The sequence below is a fragment of the Dactylosporangium sp. NPDC048998 genome, from assembly GCF_043197855.1.
Classification (GTDB): Bacteria; Actinomycetota; Actinomycetes; order Mycobacteriales; family Micromonosporaceae; genus Dactylosporangium.
Window position 1 is genome coordinate 73080 of the sequence record NZ_JBICTV010000032.1, and the last position, 17017, is coordinate 90096.

Sequence of the window (17017 nt, forward strand, 5' to 3'; positions counted from 1 at the left end):
CCGGGCCGTCCGGTGCGGGCGACGTCATCCCTTGCGGGTGAGTGGCCACCGCTCGCCGGACGCCGACCATCGGGTGAGGAGGTGCGAAATGTGCCGATGGCTCGCGTACTCCGGGTCGCCGATCCTGCTCGAGGAACTGCTGTACAAGCCCGAGCACTCGCTGATCGACCAGAGCATGCACGCGAAGCTCGGGCTGGGCACGACGAACGGTGACGGGTTCGGCGTCGGGTGGTACACGCCGGACGGGCCGGCCGAGCCGACGCTGTTTCGCGGCACGGGGCCGGCCTGGGGGGACGAGAACCTGCGCGAGATCGCCCACTCGGTGCGGTCCGGGCTGTTCCTCGCCCACATCCGGGCCAGCACTGGCACGCCGGTGCAGCAGACGAACTGCCATCCGTTCCGGCACGGCCGCTGGCTGTGGCTGCACAACGGCCGGATTCGCGGATTCTCCCAACTCAAGCGCGCGCTCATGCTGGCCGTCGATCCGGAGCTCTTCACCTGCATCGGCGGGTCCACCGACTCCGAGCTGATGTTCTATCTCGCGCTCACGTACGGCCTGGAGCAGGACACCGTCGCCGCCGTGGAGCGCATGGTCGGCTGCGTCGAGGAGGTGGGCCACCGGCACGGCATCGACAATCCGATGCAGATGACGGTGGCCGTCTCCGACGGCGAGCGGCTCTGGTCGTTCCGCTACTCCAGCGAGCGCAAGAGTCGATCCCTGTACTGCAGTACCGCCGTCGACACGCTGCGCACCATGTACCCGGACAACCCCGTGCTGCAGCGCGTGTCGGACGAGACGCGCATCGTGGTCTCCGAGCCGCTCGGTGGGCTGGTCGGGGCCTGGCAGCCGGTCGCCGAGTCGAGCTACGAGTTGGTGAAGCCCGGCGTCGACGTGGTCGGCCCGTTCCAGCCCGAAGCCGGCTGACCGGCGGGAGCCGCGGGGCCCACGCTCGGTGTCCACTGTGGACCGCGGCCCGGCGGATCGCCGATCCGAAACTCGACCGTGCTGTCGGGATCGAACCGGGCCGCGCCGCGAGGTTGGACAACGGGCCAGTCGCGAGGTCCGGCAACGGGCCCGTCGCGGGGGCCGGCGGCGGCCGCGACGCGACCGTCGGCAGCGGCCGCGCCGTGGGATGCGGACGTGGCGTGCCGTGGTCGAGCGGTGCCGAGCGGGAGCAGCCTCGGACGGCGCTTCGCGGCCACGTCCTCCACCCAGCCGAGGAGGAGCACGACCACCGCGAGCAAGACCAGCGCGACCGCGAAGTACCCGAGTTGCATCAGCGAGGGGCCGAGCTCCCACACGTCCAGGCGGTCGCCGATCGCGAAGCACACCGCGATGGCCGCGTTGTGCCACAGGTAGATGGTCACGGCGCGGGCGTTGAGCAGCGAGACGAACGAGTCCAGCGGCCGGACCCGGCGCAGCCAGGCCATCGACGGATTCAGGCGCAGGACCGGCAGGACGAAGCCGAGGGAGTACAGGGCCTGGGCGATCGGAATGCCGTTGAGGTTCGCCGAACCCTCGTCGCTGGGGTGGGTGAGCGCCCAGCCCACGCCCGACGCCAGGCCGGCCGCCGAGAGCGTGAGCAGCAGCGGGAGGGGAATGCGCCGCAGGGCGCCGGTGCGGTGCGCGAAGCCGGCGATCCAGCACGCGGCGAACGTGGCGACGTTGACCAGCACGGAGCCGGCAGTGCCCTCGAAGGAGATCGGGCCCAGCTGGGTGGCGGCCAGCAGGACCAGCGGCAGCAGGATGGCGAGGAGCGGCAGGCGCCGGAACAGCCACCAGGCGGCGGGGGACAGCAGCACCAGCCAGAGGTACGTCACCAGGTACCACAGCACGACCGTCACGTCGGCGGCCCACTCGGCGCCGGGCGGGTCGGCGAGCGGTACCGCCCACAGGAGCAGCTGGGCCGGATTGACGGTCCAGCCGCGCCACAGCATGACGGGTATCATGATCAGGCCCATCACCCAGAGTGCCGGGAGCAGGCGTCGGACCCGGCCGCTGATGGCGCGGGTCGCGGAGCGTTGCATCGATGCCGCCATGAGTGAGCCACCGAGGGCGAACATCACGCCCATTGCCGGGAAGGCATAACTCAGCCAGGCGAAGCCGAACATGTGGAATACCACAACCCTGGCGATGGCGACGGCGCGGAGCGTGTCGAGGTAGCGGTCACGGCCGCCTGCGTGCGTCACGCGGGCAGCATCGCGGCCGGGGGTGACGGCCGCGGGCGATTCCGCGAAGTTCCACCCGATCGGGCGACCCGGCAAGGTCGACATATCGAGCGCGGGCTTTCCTTGATCGCAGAGCGAACGTGCTGCTCGTTGCACGCGTCCACGCCGTGATCATGACGAACCGAACCGGTATGCTGATGCGTCGTGCCGCTGTCCGACCTCACGCTGGCAGAACTCGCCGAGTACCGCAGCGCAGCCCAGGAGCCGCCGGACTTCGACGCCTTCTGGGCCGACGCGCTCGGCTCCGCGGCGGGCGCCGGCGGTGCGCCGGTCTTCGAGCCGGTGCGGACAAGCCTCAAGACGCTGCAGGTGCAGGACGTGAGCTTCCCCGGCCACGAGGGCCGCCCGGTGAAGGCGTGGCTCACCGCGCCCGCCAGCACCGAGGGGCCACTGCCGTGCGTGGTGGAGTTCCCGGGGTACAACGGCGGCCGGGGACTGCCGGAGGACTGCCTGCTCTACGCCTCGGCCGGCTATGCCCACCTGTTCATGGACGTGCGCGGCCAGGGCAGCGGCTGGCGGCGCGGCGACACCGAGGACGCGGAGCCGCAGGGCGCCGGGCCGCAGCACCCCGGCTTCATGACCCGCGGCATCATGGACCCGGCGAAGCATTTCTACCGCCGGGTCGTCACCGACGCGGTGCGGGCCGTGCAGGCCGCGCGCAGCCACCCGCTCGTGGACCCGGCCCGGGTCGCGGTCACCGGCATCAGCCAGGGCGGCGGGCTGACCCTCGCCGTGGCGGGCCTGGTCCCGGACCTGGTCGCGGTCGCGCCGGACGTGCCGTTCCTGTGCGACATGCGCCGGGGCGCCGAGCGCGCCGCCGCCGGCCCCTACCTGGAGGTCGCCGGCTACCTGAAGGTCCATCGCGAGCGGGTCGAGCGGGTCTTCGAGACGCTGGGGTACTTCGACGGCGTGCACTTCGCCCGGCGGGCCAAAGCCCCTGCGCTGTTCAGCGTCGCCCTGATGGACACCACCTGCCCGCCGTCGACGGTCTACGGCGCGTATCACAGCTACGCCGGCCCGAAGCGGATCGAGGTGTACCAGTTCAACGGCCACGAGGGCGGCGAGTCGGTCCAGGACGCCGCCCGCCTGCGCTTCCTCGCCGGCCTGCTGCACCCCTGAGTCGTCGTCTTCTCCATTGACAAGAATCTTTACCGATCGATAGTGTGAGAGCGCTCTCAAGGCTCTGCCCCGCCCTCAGTTCCCGAGCCGAAAGAGCGCTCTCTCATGCCACGCCCCGGCCGCCAACACCGGGTGCCGGCCGGTCCGTGGTGGCATCGACGCCTCGTTCACCGTCCGCAATGGAGGACACCGCCATGCTCCTCAGACGAAGGCTCCTCGGCCTGCTCGGCGCGCTGGCCCTGGCCACGCCCGCGAGCGTCGCCGCGCTCGCGCCGGCCGCGCACGCGGTCGGGCCGGCCCTGCTGCCCGTCACCGTCACCAACAGCACCGGCCGCGGCGACGCGGTCTACCTGTACGTCCTCGGCGTCAACCTCACCACCGGCCGGCTCGGCTACGTCAACGCCGCCGGCACGTTCACGGCGTGGAGCGGCGGCGCCCTGCCGCCCGCGCCGGCGCCCGACGTCTCGATCGGCGGTCCGGGCAACGGCGGCAGCACGACGCTGCAGTTCCCACGCGGCTTCTCCGGGCGGGTGTACTTCTCGTTCGGCGAGAAGCTCAAGTTCTTCCTGACCCCCGACGGTCTCGTGCAGCCCGCTCCCTGGGCGGCCGGCGACGCCAACCAGAACATCCTGTTCGACTGGAGCGAGTTCACGTACAACGACGCCGGGCTGTGGATCAACAGCAGCCAGGTCGACATGTTCGCGGTGCCGCACGCGGTCTCCGTCACCGGCGCGAGCGGGGCCACCGCCCGCACCGGCGACCCGGTCGCCGACGGCCGCAACAACGTCATCAACGCGATCAAGGCGCAGTCGGGCTGGGCGAACACCGTCTACACCCGCTCCGACGGCACCGTGCTGCGCGTGCTGTCGCCGGGCAAGGCGGCCGGCGCGGGGCTGCTCAGCGCCACCTACCTGGACTCGTACATCAACACGGCGTGGAACGCGTACACGAGCAAGACGCTGACGGTGGTGCCGTTCGCGGACCAGCCGAACACGAAGTACTTCGGGCGCACCAGCGGCAACGTCATGACGTTCACGAACACCTCGGGCGCGGTGGTCGCCTCGTTCAACAAGCCCAGCAGCGCCGACGTCTGGGGCTGCGCCGGCAACCTGCCCGCCCCCAACGACCAGGTCGTCGGGCCGATCTCCCGCACGCTGTGCGCGGCGCTGAACCGTGGCACCCTCGGTACCGTCGACACCCAGCCCGACCTCAACGCGGCCGGCTTCTACCAGAACAGCCCGACCAACCAATACGCCAAGATCATTCACGCGAACATGGCCGACGGCAAGGCGTACGCCTTCCCGTTCGACGACGTCGGGCACTTCGAGTCCCTCGTCACCGACTCCGACCCGCGCTCGGCGGCCATCACGCTCAGCCCGTTCAGCGGTGGTGGCGGCGGTGGCGGGAGCATCCCGTCCTCGACGTGGTACAGCGTGGTGGACAAGGCGAGCGGCAAGTGCGTGGACGCCCGTTCGTCCGGCACCGCCAACGGCACGCCGATCCAGCAGTACACCTGCAACAACAGCTATGCGCAGCAGTTCCAGTTCCAGCCGACGAGCAACGGGTACGTGCGGATCAACAACCGCAACAACAGCGCACAGGTGCTCGACGTCAACGGGGTGTCCACTTCGGACGGCGCGGTGGTGCAGCTGTGGGCCTACGGCGGCGGCAACAACCAGCAGTGGCTGCCGGTGTCCGAGGGCGGCGGCTACTACCACTTCGTGAGCCGTAACAGCGGCAAGTGCCTGGACGTGCCGGGCTCCTCGACCGCGGACAGCGTGCAGCTGCAGCAGTGGACCTGCAACAACACCGGCGCGCAGTCGTTCCGGCTGGTCGCCCAGGCGTGAACGCTCCCGGCCGCGGTCGTCAGGCGGACTCGCGCACCACGAGTTCGGTGGGAATGATGACCGCGGCCGGGCTCTCGCCCTCGATGAGGCCGAGCAGTAGCCGGACCATCTCGGCGCCGATGCGGGGGTAGGACTGCCGGACGGTCGTCAGCGGCGGCTGGGTGTTCGCGGCGATCTGGCTGTCGTCGAAGCCGCCGACCGCGACGTCCTCCGGCACCCGGCGGCCAGCCCGGGCCAGCGCCGTGAGCGCTCCCGAGGCCATGAGGTCGGAGGCGACGAACACGGCGTCGAGGTCGGGCGCCTGCTCGAGCAGCCGGTTCATCGCCCACTCGCCGCTGGCCCGGGTGTAGTCGCCGTGCGCGACGAGGTTGTCGGCGGCGTCCTCGAAGGCGTCGCGGTAGCCGGCGAGCCGCTCGACGCCGCCCGAGGTGTCCAGCGGGCCGGTGATGGTGGCGATCCGGCGCCGGCCCGCGGAGCGCAGGTAGGTGACCATCTGCTTGGCACCGTCGCGGTCGTCGGCGGCCACGTAGGCGACCTTGCGCTCGTAGCCCATCGGCTTGCCGCAGGCGACCACCGGCAGGCCGCGGGCGAGCAGCTCGGCGATGAGCGGGTTGCCGCTGTGCGTGGACACCAGAAGCGCGCCGTCGACGTGGCCGCCGGTGAGGTAGCGGCCGAGGCGCTTGCGGTCCTCGAGGCTGCTGGCGAGGGTCAGCAGCAGCGTGATGTCCTGCTTGGCCAGGGCCTGGGTGCAGCTGTGCAGCAGCACGTTGAAGTTGGGGTCCTCGAACAGCCGTTCCTGCGGCTCGGACAGGATGAACGCGACCGACTGCGAGCGCTGCGTCACGAGGCTGCGGGCGTGCTGGTTCACCACGTAGCCGGTCTTGCGCATCGCGCGTTCGACCGCCTCCTGGGCGGCGTCGCTGACGTCGTGGCCGCCGTTGAGGACGCGGGAGACCGTGCCCCGCGACACCCCGGCCGCCGCCGCCACGTCGTTGATCGTGGGGCGGCGGGCCGGGCGTCGCCGGGTCTCGCGAGGTTCTGGCACCTCGACATTCTGCCTCAAGGTCAGCCCTTGACGGCGCCGGAGAGCAGGTCGACCCGCCAGTACCGCTGCAGCGTCAGGAACAGCACGACCAGCGGCAGGATCGACAGCAGCGCACCCGTCACGACCAGCGTGTACAGCGCCGGCGTGGTGTTGCCCTGGTTCAGCATCGTGTAGAGCCCGACGGTCACCGGGAACTTGTCGTCGGACGTGAGCATGATGAACGGCAGCAGGAAGTTGTTCCAGATCGCCACGAACTGGAACAGGAACACGGTGACCAGGCCCGGCAGCATCGAGGGCACCGCCACGCTGCTGAAGATGCGCAGGTCGCCGGCGCCGTCGGTGCGCGCCGCCTCCACCAGCGAGTCGGGCACCGCCGCGGCCGCGTAGATGCGGGCCAGGTAGATGCCGTACGGGCTGAGCACGCTGGGCAGCAGCACCGACCAGTAGGTGTCGGTGAGGTGCAGGCTCGCCAGCAGCAGGTACTGCGGGATCGCCAGCACCACCGCGGGCACGAGCACCCCGGCGAGCAGCACGTTGAACACCGCGTTGCGGCCCGGGAAGCGGTACTTCGCCAGCGTGTACCCGGTGATCCCGGAGACCGCGGTGGACAGCAGCGCGCCGGCGCCCGCATACAGCGCGGTGTTGAGGATCCACTGCCAGTAGACGCCGCCCTGGTACCGCGAGAGCTCGCCGACGTTGTCGAACAGCGCCGAGCCCGGGGCGAGCGTGAACGTGCGGAACAGCTCCGCGTTGGTCTTCGAGGAAGCGGTGACCACCCACACGATCGGCAGCAGGCAGTACAACGCCCCGGCCAGCAGCGCGATCGTCGGGAGGGTCGCCACGCGGCGCGCGGTCACGACTCGGCCCCGAACGCACGGCGCTGCACCAGGCGCAGGAAGCCGAACGACAGCACCAGGGTGGCCACGGCGAGCACCACCGAGGCGGCCGCGGCGGTGTGGATGTCGTCGCGGGCGAACGCGTCCTGGTAGATCTTCATCAGCGGGGTCCAGTTCGACGGGAGCGAGTTGGTCAGCGGGCGCAGCGTGGTCGGCTCGCTGAACACCTGCAGGGTGGCGATGAGCGAGAAGACCGACGTCATGATCAGCGCCGGGGTCAGCATCGGGATCTTGATGCGCCAGGCGATCTGCCACTCGGTGGCGCCGTCGATGCGGGCCGCCTCGTACAGCTCGGCCGGCACCGCCCGCAGCGCCGTGTACAGCACGATCATGTTGAAGCCGGTGCCGCCCCACAGCGCGATGTTGGCTACCGAGAAGTAGATGCTGTCCGGGCTCAGCAGGTCCACGGGGTGGCTGCCGGCCGCGGTGAGCAGGTACTGCCCGGGGCCGACCGACGGCAGGTACATGAAGCCCCACATGAGGCTCGCGATGACCGCGGGCACGGCGTACGGCAGGAAGATCGCCACCCGCGAGAAGCGCCGCGCCCGGGCCCGGGGCGAGTCCAGCAGCAGCGCGAACAGCAGCGCCAGGCCGAGCATGGTGGGCACCAGCAGGCAGCCGTAGATGAGCACCCGCAGCGCGCTGTGCCAGAACTCGCCGTCGTCGAACACCTGGCGGTAGTTGGCCATGCCGACGAACCGCTCGACCCGCGACGCGGCGCCCAGGCCCAGCCCGCTGACCTTCACGCGGCGCAGCGACAGATACACGGTGTAGCCGATCGGCACCACCATGAACAGCGCGAACAGCACGATGGCGGGGGAGAGGAAGGCGTACGGCACCGAGCTCGGCGCCGTACGCCCGGACCGTTGCCTCATCCGGCGACCTTGAACCCGTTCTTCTTCAGGTCGTCCACGGTGGACTGCTGCATCTGCGTCACCGCGCCGGTGAACGGCGTCTTGTCGGTGATCGCCTTGGCGAACGCGTCCTTGTACGTGGCGTACGTGACGTTCACGTTCGGCCCCCAGGTGACACCGGCGGCGGTACCCGCGATCGTCTGCGCGAGGGTGTAGAACTCCGGCTGGTTGCTGAAGAACGCCGGCGGCTTGGACAGGGCGCCGCCGGACTGCGCGGCGGTCGCGGCGGGGTAGATGCCGCCCTCGTTGATCAGGCCGGTGACGGCGGCGGTGTCGGTGTTGAGCCAGATGGCGAACTCGGTGGCCTCCTTGGCGTGCTTGGACTTGGCCGCGACCGCCGTGGACGAGCCGCCCCAGCTGCCCGTCTTGTGCTCGCCGGCGCTCCACTGCGGCAGCTCGGCGATCGCCCACTTGCCGGCGGTGTCGGGCGCGTTGCCCGACAGCACGCCCGGGCCCCACACGGCGCTCGGCCAGGCGATCAGGGTGCCGTCGTTGAGCGCCTTGTTCCACTCCGGGGTGTACATCGGCTGCTTGTCGATGTCGCCGGAGGCGACCAGGCCGCCCCAGTAGTCCGCGACCTTCTTGGTGGCCGCGTCGTCGACCTGCACGCTCCAGGTGTCGCCGGAGACGCCGAACCACTTGGCGCCGGCCTGCTGGGAGAGCCCGGCGAACCAGCCCGGGTCGCCGGCCGAGAACGTGGTGAGGTACCGCTTCGGGTCCTTCTGCCGCACCTGCTTGGCGACCTGCGCGAACTCGTCCCAGGTGGTCGGCACCTTCAGCCCGAGCTGGGCGAACACGTCCTGGCGGTAGTACAGCATCATCGGGCCGGAGTCCTGCGGGATGGCGTACACCGCGTCGGTGCCCAGCGTGATCGTGCTCCACACACCGGGGGCGAACTTCGGCTTGGCGTCGCCGGTGTACTTCGAGATGTCGCCGGCCGCGCCGTTGCTCACCAGCGTCGGCAGCGCCTGGTACTCGGCCTGGAACAGGTCCGGCGGGTTGCCGGCCTTGTTGGCGGTGAGGACCTTCGTGACCTCCTCGTCGCCCTGCGCCTGCTTGCTGACCGTCACGTGAATGTCGGGGTGTGCGGCGTTCCACTGGGCCACGACCTTGTCGATGCCGGGCACCCAGGACCAGAAGGTCAGCTCGACCTTTCCGCCGGATGAGGAGGAGGCGTCGTCGGTGCCGGACGAGCAGGCCGCGCTGAGCAGCAGCGAGCCGGTCGTCGCGGCGACCAGGAGGGCGCGCATGGTGCGCTTCATGGGGATCTCCAACACGTAGTCGCCGTTCAACGGGGGTGTTACGACCGTGGGCTTGGGGTGATACGACCGTGAGCGCTCACAGTTTTGGCCCAGTCGTGCACGGTGTCAATACGTGACTTCTGCCGCTGGGCATGCGCTAGAGTGCCGGTCGAGTATCTGGGAACGTTCACGGTCAGGAGCACGGTGATGGGGGAAGCGCGGCTCGGCGGTCTCGCCGGCATCGCCTACGGCGGGGACTACACCCCCGAGCAGTGGCCGGAGGAGGTGTGGGCCGAGGACGTCGCGCTCATGCGCCAGGCGGGCGTCAATCTGGTCAGCCTCGGGATGTTCAACTGGGCGCTGCTGGAGCCGGCGCCGGGGCGGTACACCTTCGAATGGCTCGACCGGGTCCTCGACCTGCTGCACGGCGCCGGCATCCGGGTCGACCTCGGCACGCCGAGCGCCGTGCCGCCGCCGTGGTTCGCCCGGCTGCACCCGGGCGCCCGGCTCGTCGACCGCGCCGGGCACGTGCTCGGCCAGGGCGGGCGGCAGAGCTTCTGCCCGAGCTCGCCGGAGTACGCCGCGGTCTCGGCGAACATCGCCGATCAGCTCGGCCGGCGCTACGGGGGCCACCCGGCGCTCGCGCTGTGGCACGTGCACAACGAGTACGCCGGGGTCAACCCGCACTGCTACTGCGACACCTGCGCCGCGGCGTTCCGCGACTGGCTGCGCGACCGGCACGGCGACCTGCCCACGCTCAACGCCGCGTGGGGCACCGCGTTCTGGGGCCAGCGCTACGGCGACTGGGCCGAGATCGAGCCGCCGCGGCTCGCCCCGACCGCGGTCAACCCCGCGCAGCAGCTGGACTACCTGCGGTTCTGCTCGGACACGCACCTGGCCAACTACCGGCGCGAGCGGGACGTGCTGCGCGGGCACTCGCCGGCGGTACCGATCACGACCAACTTCATGATCGCGAACTGCAAGTGGCTGGACTACTGGAAGTGGGCCGGCGAGGTCGACATCGTGGCCAACGACCACTACCTCGCCTCCGAGCGCCACGACCGCCACGTCGAGCTCGCGATGTGCGCCGACCTCACCCGCAGCCTCGCCGGCGGCGCGCCCTGGCTGCTCATGGAGCACTCCACGAGCGCGGTGAACTGGCAGCCGCGCAACATCGCCAAGCGCCCCGGCGAGCTGGCCCGCAACAGCATGGCCCACGTGGCCCGCGGCGCCGACGGCGTCATGTTCTTCCAGTGGCGGGCCTCGCGCTTCGGCGCCGAGAAGTTCCACTCCGCGATGCTGCCCCAGGCCGGCACCGGCACCCGGATCTGGCGCGAGGTCACCGACCTCGGCACCCGCCTGGCCGGCCTCGACGGGCTGCGTGGCACCCGGGTCGCCGCCGACGTGGCCGTGGTGTGGGACTGGGAGGCGTGGTGGGCCCTGGAGCTGGAGTGGCGCCCGTCCGTCGACGTCACCTTCCGGGAGCGCGTCGAGGCGTACTACGCGCGGCTGTGGGACGCGAACCTGACCGTCGACTTCGTCCACCCGGAGGCCGACCTGGAGCGCTACCCGCTCGTGGTGGTGCCCTCGCTGTACCTGGCCACGGCCGCCGCGGCCAAGAACCTCGACGCCTACGTCTGCGGCGGCGGCACGCTCGTCGTGTCGTACTTCTCCGGCGTCGTGGACGCCAACGACGCCGTGCCCGACGGCGCGTACCCGGGCGCGCTGCGCGACGTGCTGGGCATCGCCGTCGAGGAGTTCCTGCCGCTGCGCTCCGGCGAGCGCGTGCGCCTCTGCGACGGCTCCACCGCGGACGTCTGGGCCGAGGACGTACGCCTGGCCGGCGCCCGGGCCGAGCTGTCCTATGTGGACGGCCCCAACCCCGCGGGCCCGGCGGTGACCCGCCACGAGCGCGGCCGCGGCGCCGCCTGGTACGTCTCCACCCGCCTCGCCGACGAGGACCTGGCGCGGCTGCTCGACCGCGTCTGCGCCGACGCCGGCCTGGCCCGCTCCGCCCTGCCGTCCACAGTGGAGCTCGTGCGCCGCCCGCCGTACGCGATCGCCATCAACCACGGCACCGCCCCCGCCGAGGTGCGCGGCGTCACCGTCCCCGCCGGCGAGGTCCTGGTGTACCGCGAGGAGGCCTGACATGATCATCGAGGTGCGCCGCGCCGAGATCCTCGCCGCCGCCCGCCAGCGCGGCGGCGTGGGCCTGCAGGAGCTCAGCCGCCGCTTCCACGTCTCGATCCCCACCATCCGCCGCGACCTGTCGGCCCTGGCCGAGCGGGGGCTGCTGCGCCGCGTCCACGGTGGTGCCGTACCGCTCGCCGCCGTGCCGCCGGTGCTGCCGGACGCCTCCGCGGCGTCCGGCGGCGACGTACAGGCCGCGGCTGCCCTCGTCGAGCCCGGCATGGCGATCGGCGTCTCCGGCCGGCGCCTCGGCGTGCGGCTGGCCGCCCTGGTCGGGGACGTGCCCGGCCTGACGCTGGTGACGCCGATGCTGGCCGTGGCGCGGGCGGTGCGCAACGCAAGCGCCACCGTGCTGCTCGTCGGCGGCGTGCGCACCCCGTCGGGCAGCCACGCCGGCCCGCTCGCCGAGCAGACGCTGCAGGGCCTGCACCTGGACATCGCGTTCGTCGAGCCGTGCGCACCGGGCGACGCCCTGGCCGCCGCGACGGACCAGGCGATGCTGCGCCGCGCCTCGCGCCGCGTGCACCTCTGATCCCGCGCCGGCCCGGGACGGCGGCGGGCCGGCGGATGACCGCCGGCCCGCGTCGCGTTACCGGCTACGGTGTCCAGACCACGTTCGGGTTGATGTGGCCGGTCCAGTCGAACAGCGCCATGTTGTCCCACTGGTCGCCGGTGCCGTTGATGTTCGCCGGGTCCCAGCCGTTGCCGGCGATGGCGTACCACGTCGGCTCCCAGTAGAAGACGCCGACCGCGCCCGCGGAGCGGGCCGTGTTCTGCACGGCGGTGAACTCGCTCGCCTGGCCCGCCCACGTGGCCGGGTAGCCCGAGCACGGGGTGGAGCCGTTCACCGAGTTCGGCTCGCTGTCGGCGTTGGCGGCCGTGAACGGGTAGGCGGTCTCGGCGAGGATGACGGGCTTGCCGTACCGGGTGCGCACGTCCGTGATGACCGACGACAGGTTCGACAGCGTGCCGTGCCACATGCAGTAGTACGACAGACCGGTGATGTCCCAGGTCACGCCCTTGGCCTTGATGCCGTCGTAGAACCAGCGGGCGTTCGCGTCGCTGTCGGCGTCCGCGGTGTGGATGATGACCTGGGTACCGCTGTTGCACGCCTTCGTCGCGTTGTACCCGGACTTCAGCAGCAGGCTGAGGTTGGTGAAGTCGTTGTTCACGACCTTGCCGTCGTTCCACAGCATGCCGACGTTGATCTCGTTGCCGATCTGCACGCTGTCCGGGGTGGTGCCCTGGGCCTTCAACGCGTTGCACACCGACAACGTGTAGTTGTACACGTCGGTCTGCAGCGCCGAGATGTTGTGCGACGCCCAGGCGGCGGGCTTGTACTGCTTGCCCGGGTCGGCCCACGTGTCGGAGTAGTGGAAGTCGATCATCAGCGACAGGCCCTTGGCCTTGGCCGCCTTGGCCTGGACGAGCACCTTGGCGAGGTTGTTGTACCCGCTCGCCGGGTTGTTCCAGATCCGCAGCCGGACGTAGTTGAGGCCGGCGCCCTTGAGGATGTCGAGCGGGTCGGCGGCCGTGCCGGACGCGTTGTAGTACTTGGCGCCCAGGTCGAGGCTGCGCTGCAGCGACGAGACGTCGGCGCCGCGCATGCTGATCGTCGCCGCGGCGGCGGGCGCGGCGATCGCGACGGCGACGGCGGCGCCGAGCACGACCGCACCCACCACGGCGGCGACGTGGGAACGGAGCTGACTTCGGAGCACGGGCACTCCTTCGGGGGTGTCGTTGCGAGGGGGCCCGGCCGCGGCGGGCGGCCCGAGCCTCCGTGAACGCTCCCAGTGTTCGGATGCCGTTTCGAACGTGTCAAGGCGTTGGCAGATGTTGATTGAAAGTGGGACCGCTCACGGCTGCCTGGAATTGAGTATCGTCGCTGTCTTGATCTCGCGTGCCCGCGTCGTCAGGGGCGGTTGGCTCTCGCGGCGCGGTCCGGGTCGTCAGGGGCGGCTGGTTTTCGCGGCGCGGCCGGCGTCGTCAGGGGCGGTTGGTTCTCGCGGCGCGGCCGGCGTCGTCAGGGGCGGTTGGCTCTCGCGGCGCGGCCGGCGTCGTCAGGGGCGTTCGAGGCCGAGCTGGTCCAGCCACTCGTCGACGGGGTGGCCGAGGTCGTCGGCGAGGTCCAGCCACTCCTCGGCGCGGCCGGGGTCCTCGTCCACGCCGCCGCCGGTGAGGTACATGACGCCGAGCGTCGTCGCCGCCCGCGCGTTGCCGGCCCGCGCGGCGCGCTCGTAGAAGTCGACGGCCAGGGCCATGTCCTGCGGCCGGCCGTCGCCGGTCGCGTGCGCGGCGCCCATGTTGTACAGCGCCCGGTGCTGGCCCAGGTCCGCGGCCCGCTCCAGCCACCGCCTCGCCTCGGCGAAGTCGCGCTCCACGCCGGTGCCGGTGGAGAACAGCACGTACAGCTCGAAGGCCGCGTCGGCGTCGTCCTGCCCGGCGGCGCGCAGGTGGTGCTCGACCGCCGCCCCTGGGTTGCCGAGCCACTGCTCCAGCAGCCCGTACTGATACCCGGCCGCGGCGTCGCCGCGCACGTGCGGGCGCAACAGCTCGCGGGCCGCCTCCCGGGCGGAGGCCGACGCGTCGCGGCTGGCCTTGGCGAACAGCACCGCGCCGTCGCGGTCGCCGAGCACCGCGGCCTCGTGAAAGCAGCGCAGGGCGCGGCCGTGCGGGTGGTCGGTGCCATCGGCATACGGCTGGGCGGGCGGCCAGTCCGCGGGCGGCAGCCGGTCGCCGTCGGTGCCAAGGTAGCAGACCCCGAGCTCGCGCCACGCCCGCGCGCTGCCCGCCCGCCCGGCCTCGGCGAGCCCGGCCACCACGGCGTCGGTGGCGTCCATCGGCAGGATGCCGATCATCAGGTCCGCGCGGTTGATCCGCCGGGCCAGCTCCACGCAGGCATCCTCCCGGGCGGCGGGGTCCGCGTCCGTGGCGAGGGCCACGAGGTCGCGGCCCTCGGTCTCGTCGAGTCGCACGGCCGCACGCTAGCAGCCCGTTCCCCGATTTTGTCGTACCCCATGACTAGGCTCCCGGGCATGACCGAGCCGTTCGACACCGTTGACGAATACCGCACCGCGATCTCGCAGATCAGGGACGCCGCCGCCGCGTATTACAGCGGCCCCGATCTCGCGATGGACGACGCGGACTACGACACGCTCATGGCGCGGGTGGCGGCGACGGAGGACAGGCACCCGGACTGGAAGGCCGAGGACTCGCCGACCGAGGTCGTCGCGGCCGGCGGCGGGGTCGTCGGCGACGTCGTGCACAGCGAGCCGATGCTGAGCCTCGACAACGTGTTCGACGAGGACACGCTGCGCAAGTGGGCGGCGCGGCTGGAGCGGCTGCTCGGGCGGCCCGCCGCCGCATACACCGTGGAGCCGAAGATCGACGGGCTGGCCATCGCGGCGCGATACGAGGACGGCAAGCTCGTGCAGGTCGCGACCCGCGGCGACGGCCGGGCCGGCGAGGACGTGACCGGGCAGGCGCGGCGGGCCGCGGGCCTGCCGGAGCAGCTCACCGAGCCTGTCACGATCGAGGTGCGCGGCGAGGTCTTCATGACCGACGCCGACTTCGACGTGGCCAACGGCATGCGCACCGCCACCGGCGAGCCGCCGTTCGCGCACCCGCGCAGCGCTGCGGCAGGCACGCTGCGGGCGCAGGACCGGACCTATGACGCGCCGCTGTCGTTCCTGGCATACGGGGTGCGTGGCCTCGGCGACGGGCCGCATTCGGCCGCCATGGCGGAGCTCGCCCGCCTCGGCGTGTCCTCCACCGACGGCATGGCGGTGTGCGCGAGCGTCGACGACATCCTCGCGGCCGTCCACGCGCTCAACGCGGGCCGGGGCGCGCTCGGCTACGGCATCGACGGCGCCGTCATCAAGGCCGACCAGCCCGCCGACCGCGAGCTCGCCGGCTCGTCCAGCCGCGCGCCGCGGTGGGGGATCGCGTACAAGTTCCCGGCGGACACCCGCACCACACGGCTCAAGGCGATCGAGGTGCAGGTCGGGCGCACCGGCGTCATCACGCCCGTCGCCGTCCTCGAGCCGGTCCAGATCAGCGGCGTCATCGTCACCTCGGCGACCCTGCACAACTTCGACGACCTCGTCCGGCGCAACGTCCGCCCGGGCGACACCGTGTTCGTCCGCCGCGCCGGCGATGTCATCCCCGAGATCACCGGCGCCAAGCTCGACGAGCGCCCGCCCGGCTCGGAGCCGTTCGAGCCGCCGGCCCGCTGCCCCCGCTGCGACGGCGAGATCGACCGCACCCAGAAGCGCTGGCGCTGCACGCGCGGCCGCGCCTGCGGGGCGCGCGAGGCCCTGGCGTATTACGCCGCCCGCGACTCGATGGACATTGAGGGCCTCGGCGGCAAGCTCATCGACATGGTCATCGCCGCCGGCCTGGTCACCGACCCCGCCGACCTCTACGACCTGCAGGTGCCGACCCTGGCCGCGTTCGACCGCATGGGCGAGGTCTCCGCGACGAAGCTCGTCAACGCCATCCAGGCCTCCAAGACCCAGCCGCTGGCGCGCGTGCTGACCGGCCTGGGCGTGCGCATGACCGGCCGCTCGATGTCGCGCCGCCTGGCCGCCCACTTCGGCACGATGGACGCGCTGCTGTCCGCCTCGGTCGCCGACCTGCAAGAGGTCGAGGGCGTCGGCCCGGAGCGCGCCGTGACGATCGCCGCCGAGCTGGTCGACCTGCAGCCGGTCATCGCCCGCCTGGTGTCCCGCGGCGTGAACATGACCGAACCCAACTTCCGCCCCCGCCCCGCCACCTCCACCTCCGCCCCAACCTCGACCTCCACCGACGGCTCGGGCGACGCCTCGGACGGCGTCGGGGACGCCGGCGCCGACGGCGAACCCCCGGCGCCGCTGCCACTGCAGAGGGAGGACGGCACCCCGATGACGGTCGTCGTGACGGGCTCGGTGCCAGGCCTGACCCGCAACGAGGGCAACGAGGCCGTGGAGCGCCTGGGCGGCCGCTCATCCGGCTCGGTGTCCAAGAAGACCGACCTGGTCGTCGTGGGAGAGGGCGCCGGCTCGAAGGCCACGAAGGCCGAGGAACTGGGCATCCGCATCATGCCGGCCGAGGAGTTCGCCGAACTGCTCCGCACAACCAGCGCCTAACCGCGCCCAACAGCGCCCGTAGCTCGGCTGGTGGCGCCAGTCCGGCAGCAAGTCTCCGTGATCATGCGCCCGGCGGCCGCGGTGCGCGGGGTTTCCATGAACACGGAGTGAACGTGCTGCTCCTTGTACGTTTTGACTCCGCGATCACGGCGAACCGCGCACGCCGGTCGGCGCCGGCTCGGACTTGGCTCGTCGAGATGCCAACGGCCCAATTCGCGGTCGCTCTAACCAACCCGCGCCAGGTGAGGCCGCGCCGGCCGGGTTGAGCGGGGCCGTGCCGCGCCGCGCTGCGCTCTGCCGGGCTGCACGCTGGCCGCGCTGCGCTCTGCCGGGCTGCACGCTGGCCGCGCTGCGCTCTGCCGGGCTGCACGCTGGCCGCGCTGCGCTCTGCCGGGCTGCACGCTGGCCGC

Annotated in this window: 13 protein-coding genes; 6 read left to right on the top strand and 7 right to left on the bottom strand. The window is 71.8% G+C overall.

Annotated features, from left to right (window positions below; genetic code table 11):
- Positions 1 to 88: 88 nt before the first annotated feature.
- On the top strand, positions 89 to 925 hold the full coding sequence (locus ACGFI8_RS39810) for a class II glutamine amidotransferase (protein WP_392812636.1): 837 nt from the start codon (positions 89 to 91) through the stop codon (positions 923 to 925).
- On the opposite strand, the gene ACGFI8_RS39815 is transcribed toward ACGFI8_RS39810, so the two are convergent.
- Positions 865 to 2190 (bottom strand): acyltransferase, encoded by a 1326-nt coding sequence (locus tag ACGFI8_RS39815; RefSeq protein WP_392812637.1) that lies wholly within the window; start codon positions 2188 to 2190, stop codon positions 865 to 867. The genes ACGFI8_RS39810 and ACGFI8_RS39815 overlap by 61 nt on opposite strands.
- A gap of 183 nt (positions 2191 to 2373) precedes the next feature.
- Between ACGFI8_RS39815 and ACGFI8_RS39820 the strand changes: the two genes are divergently transcribed.
- Together ACGFI8_RS39820 and ACGFI8_RS39825 are read left to right on the top strand one after the other, a co-directional pair.
- Positions 2374 to 3348, top strand: coding sequence for an acetylxylan esterase (locus ACGFI8_RS39820; RefSeq protein ID WP_392812638.1), 975 nt, complete (start codon positions 2374 to 2376; stop codon positions 3346 to 3348).
- Between the two features lie 194 nt (positions 3349 to 3542).
- Positions 3543 to 5195, top strand: coding sequence for a beta-1,3-glucanase family protein (locus tag ACGFI8_RS39825; RefSeq protein ID WP_392812640.1), 1653 nt, complete (start codon positions 3543 to 3545; stop codon positions 5193 to 5195).
- Positions 5196 to 5214: 19 nt separating this feature from the next.
- Here ACGFI8_RS39825 and ACGFI8_RS39830 read toward each other — a convergent pair whose 3' ends face one another.
- The 4 genes from ACGFI8_RS39830 to ACGFI8_RS39845 are packed head-to-tail and all read right to left on the bottom strand — an operon-like array spanning position 5215 to position 9312.
- On the bottom strand, positions 5215 to 6240 hold the full coding sequence (locus ACGFI8_RS39830; protein ID WP_392812641.1) for a LacI family DNA-binding transcriptional regulator: 1026 nt from the start codon (positions 6238 to 6240) through the stop codon (positions 5215 to 5217).
- 20 nt (positions 6241 to 6260) lie between these two features.
- Entirely contained in the window at positions 6261 to 7082 is an 822-nt protein-coding gene (locus ACGFI8_RS39835; protein ID WP_392812642.1) for a carbohydrate ABC transporter permease, read from the bottom strand.
- 11 nt (positions 7083 to 7093) lie between these two features.
- A complete protein-coding gene (locus ACGFI8_RS39840; RefSeq protein ID WP_392812652.1) occupies positions 7094 to 8011 on the bottom strand; it encodes a carbohydrate ABC transporter permease in 918 nt (305 codons plus the stop codon).
- Positions 8008 to 9312: an ABC transporter substrate-binding protein gene (locus ACGFI8_RS39845; RefSeq protein WP_392812654.1), complete on the bottom strand. Its 1305-nt coding sequence runs from the start codon at positions 9310 to 9312 to the stop codon at positions 8008 to 8010. Before ACGFI8_RS39845 ends, ACGFI8_RS39840 begins: the two co-directional genes overlap by 4 nt.
- Before the next feature lie 186 nt (positions 9313 to 9498).
- On the opposite strand from ACGFI8_RS39845, the gene ACGFI8_RS39850 reads away from it, so the two are divergent.
- Positions 9499 to 11439 (top strand): beta-galactosidase, encoded by a 1941-nt coding sequence (locus ACGFI8_RS39850; RefSeq protein WP_392812655.1) that lies wholly within the window; start codon positions 9499 to 9501, stop codon positions 11437 to 11439.
- Position 11440: 1 nt separating this feature from the next.
- The gene (locus ACGFI8_RS39855) at positions 11441 to 12013 is read left to right on the top strand and encodes a DeoR/GlpR family DNA-binding transcription regulator (protein WP_392812657.1); all 573 of its coding nucleotides are present in this window, start codon (positions 11441 to 11443) and stop codon (positions 12011 to 12013) included.
- 64 nt (positions 12014 to 12077) lie between these two features.
- Here the strand turns inward: ACGFI8_RS39855 and ACGFI8_RS39860 are convergent, their stop codons facing one another.
- The gene (locus tag ACGFI8_RS39860; protein WP_392812659.1) at positions 12078 to 13199 is read right to left on the bottom strand and encodes an arabinogalactan endo-beta-1,4-galactanase; all 1122 of its coding nucleotides are present in this window, start codon (positions 13197 to 13199) and stop codon (positions 12078 to 12080) included.
- A 342-nt stretch (positions 13200 to 13541) separates the two neighbouring features.
- Positions 13542 to 14456 (bottom strand): tetratricopeptide repeat protein, encoded by a 915-nt coding sequence (locus ACGFI8_RS39865; protein ID WP_392812661.1) that lies wholly within the window; start codon positions 14454 to 14456, stop codon positions 13542 to 13544.
- A 60-nt stretch (positions 14457 to 14516) separates the two neighbouring features.
- Here ACGFI8_RS39865 and ligA point away from each other — a divergent pair, with 60 nt between their 5' ends.
- Positions 14517 to 16607 carry an NAD-dependent DNA ligase LigA gene (ligA, locus tag ACGFI8_RS39870; protein ID WP_392812663.1) on the top strand — a complete coding sequence of 697 codons (2091 nt, stop codon included), beginning with the start codon at positions 14517 to 14519 and terminating at the stop codon, positions 16605 to 16607.
- Positions 16608 to 17017 lie beyond the last annotated feature (410 nt).

Bases quoted from the DNA above. Each gene is read 5' to 3' on its own strand.
- ACGFI8_RS39845 (WP_392812654.1), bottom strand. From the start codon at position 9,312: ATGAAGCGCACCATGCGCGCCCTCCTGGTCGCCGCGACGACCGGCTCG.
- ACGFI8_RS39855 (WP_392812657.1), top strand. From the start codon at position 11,441: ATGATCATCGAGGTGCGCCGCGCCGAGATCCTCGCCGCCGCCCGCCAG.
- ACGFI8_RS39840 (WP_392812652.1), bottom strand. From the start codon at position 8,011: ATGAGGCAACGGTCCGGGCGTACGGCGCCGAGCTCGGTGCCGTACGCC.
- ACGFI8_RS39825 (WP_392812640.1), top strand. From the start codon at position 3,543: ATGCTCCTCAGACGAAGGCTCCTCGGCCTGCTCGGCGCGCTGGCCCTG.
- ACGFI8_RS39850 (WP_392812655.1), top strand. From the start codon at position 9,499: ATGGGGGAAGCGCGGCTCGGCGGTCTCGCCGGCATCGCCTACGGCGGG.
- ACGFI8_RS39810 (WP_392812636.1), top strand. From the start codon at position 89: ATGTGCCGATGGCTCGCGTACTCCGGGTCGCCGATCCTGCTCGAGGAA.
- ligA (WP_392812663.1), top strand. From the start codon at position 14,517: ATGACCGAGCCGTTCGACACCGTTGACGAATACCGCACCGCGATCTCG.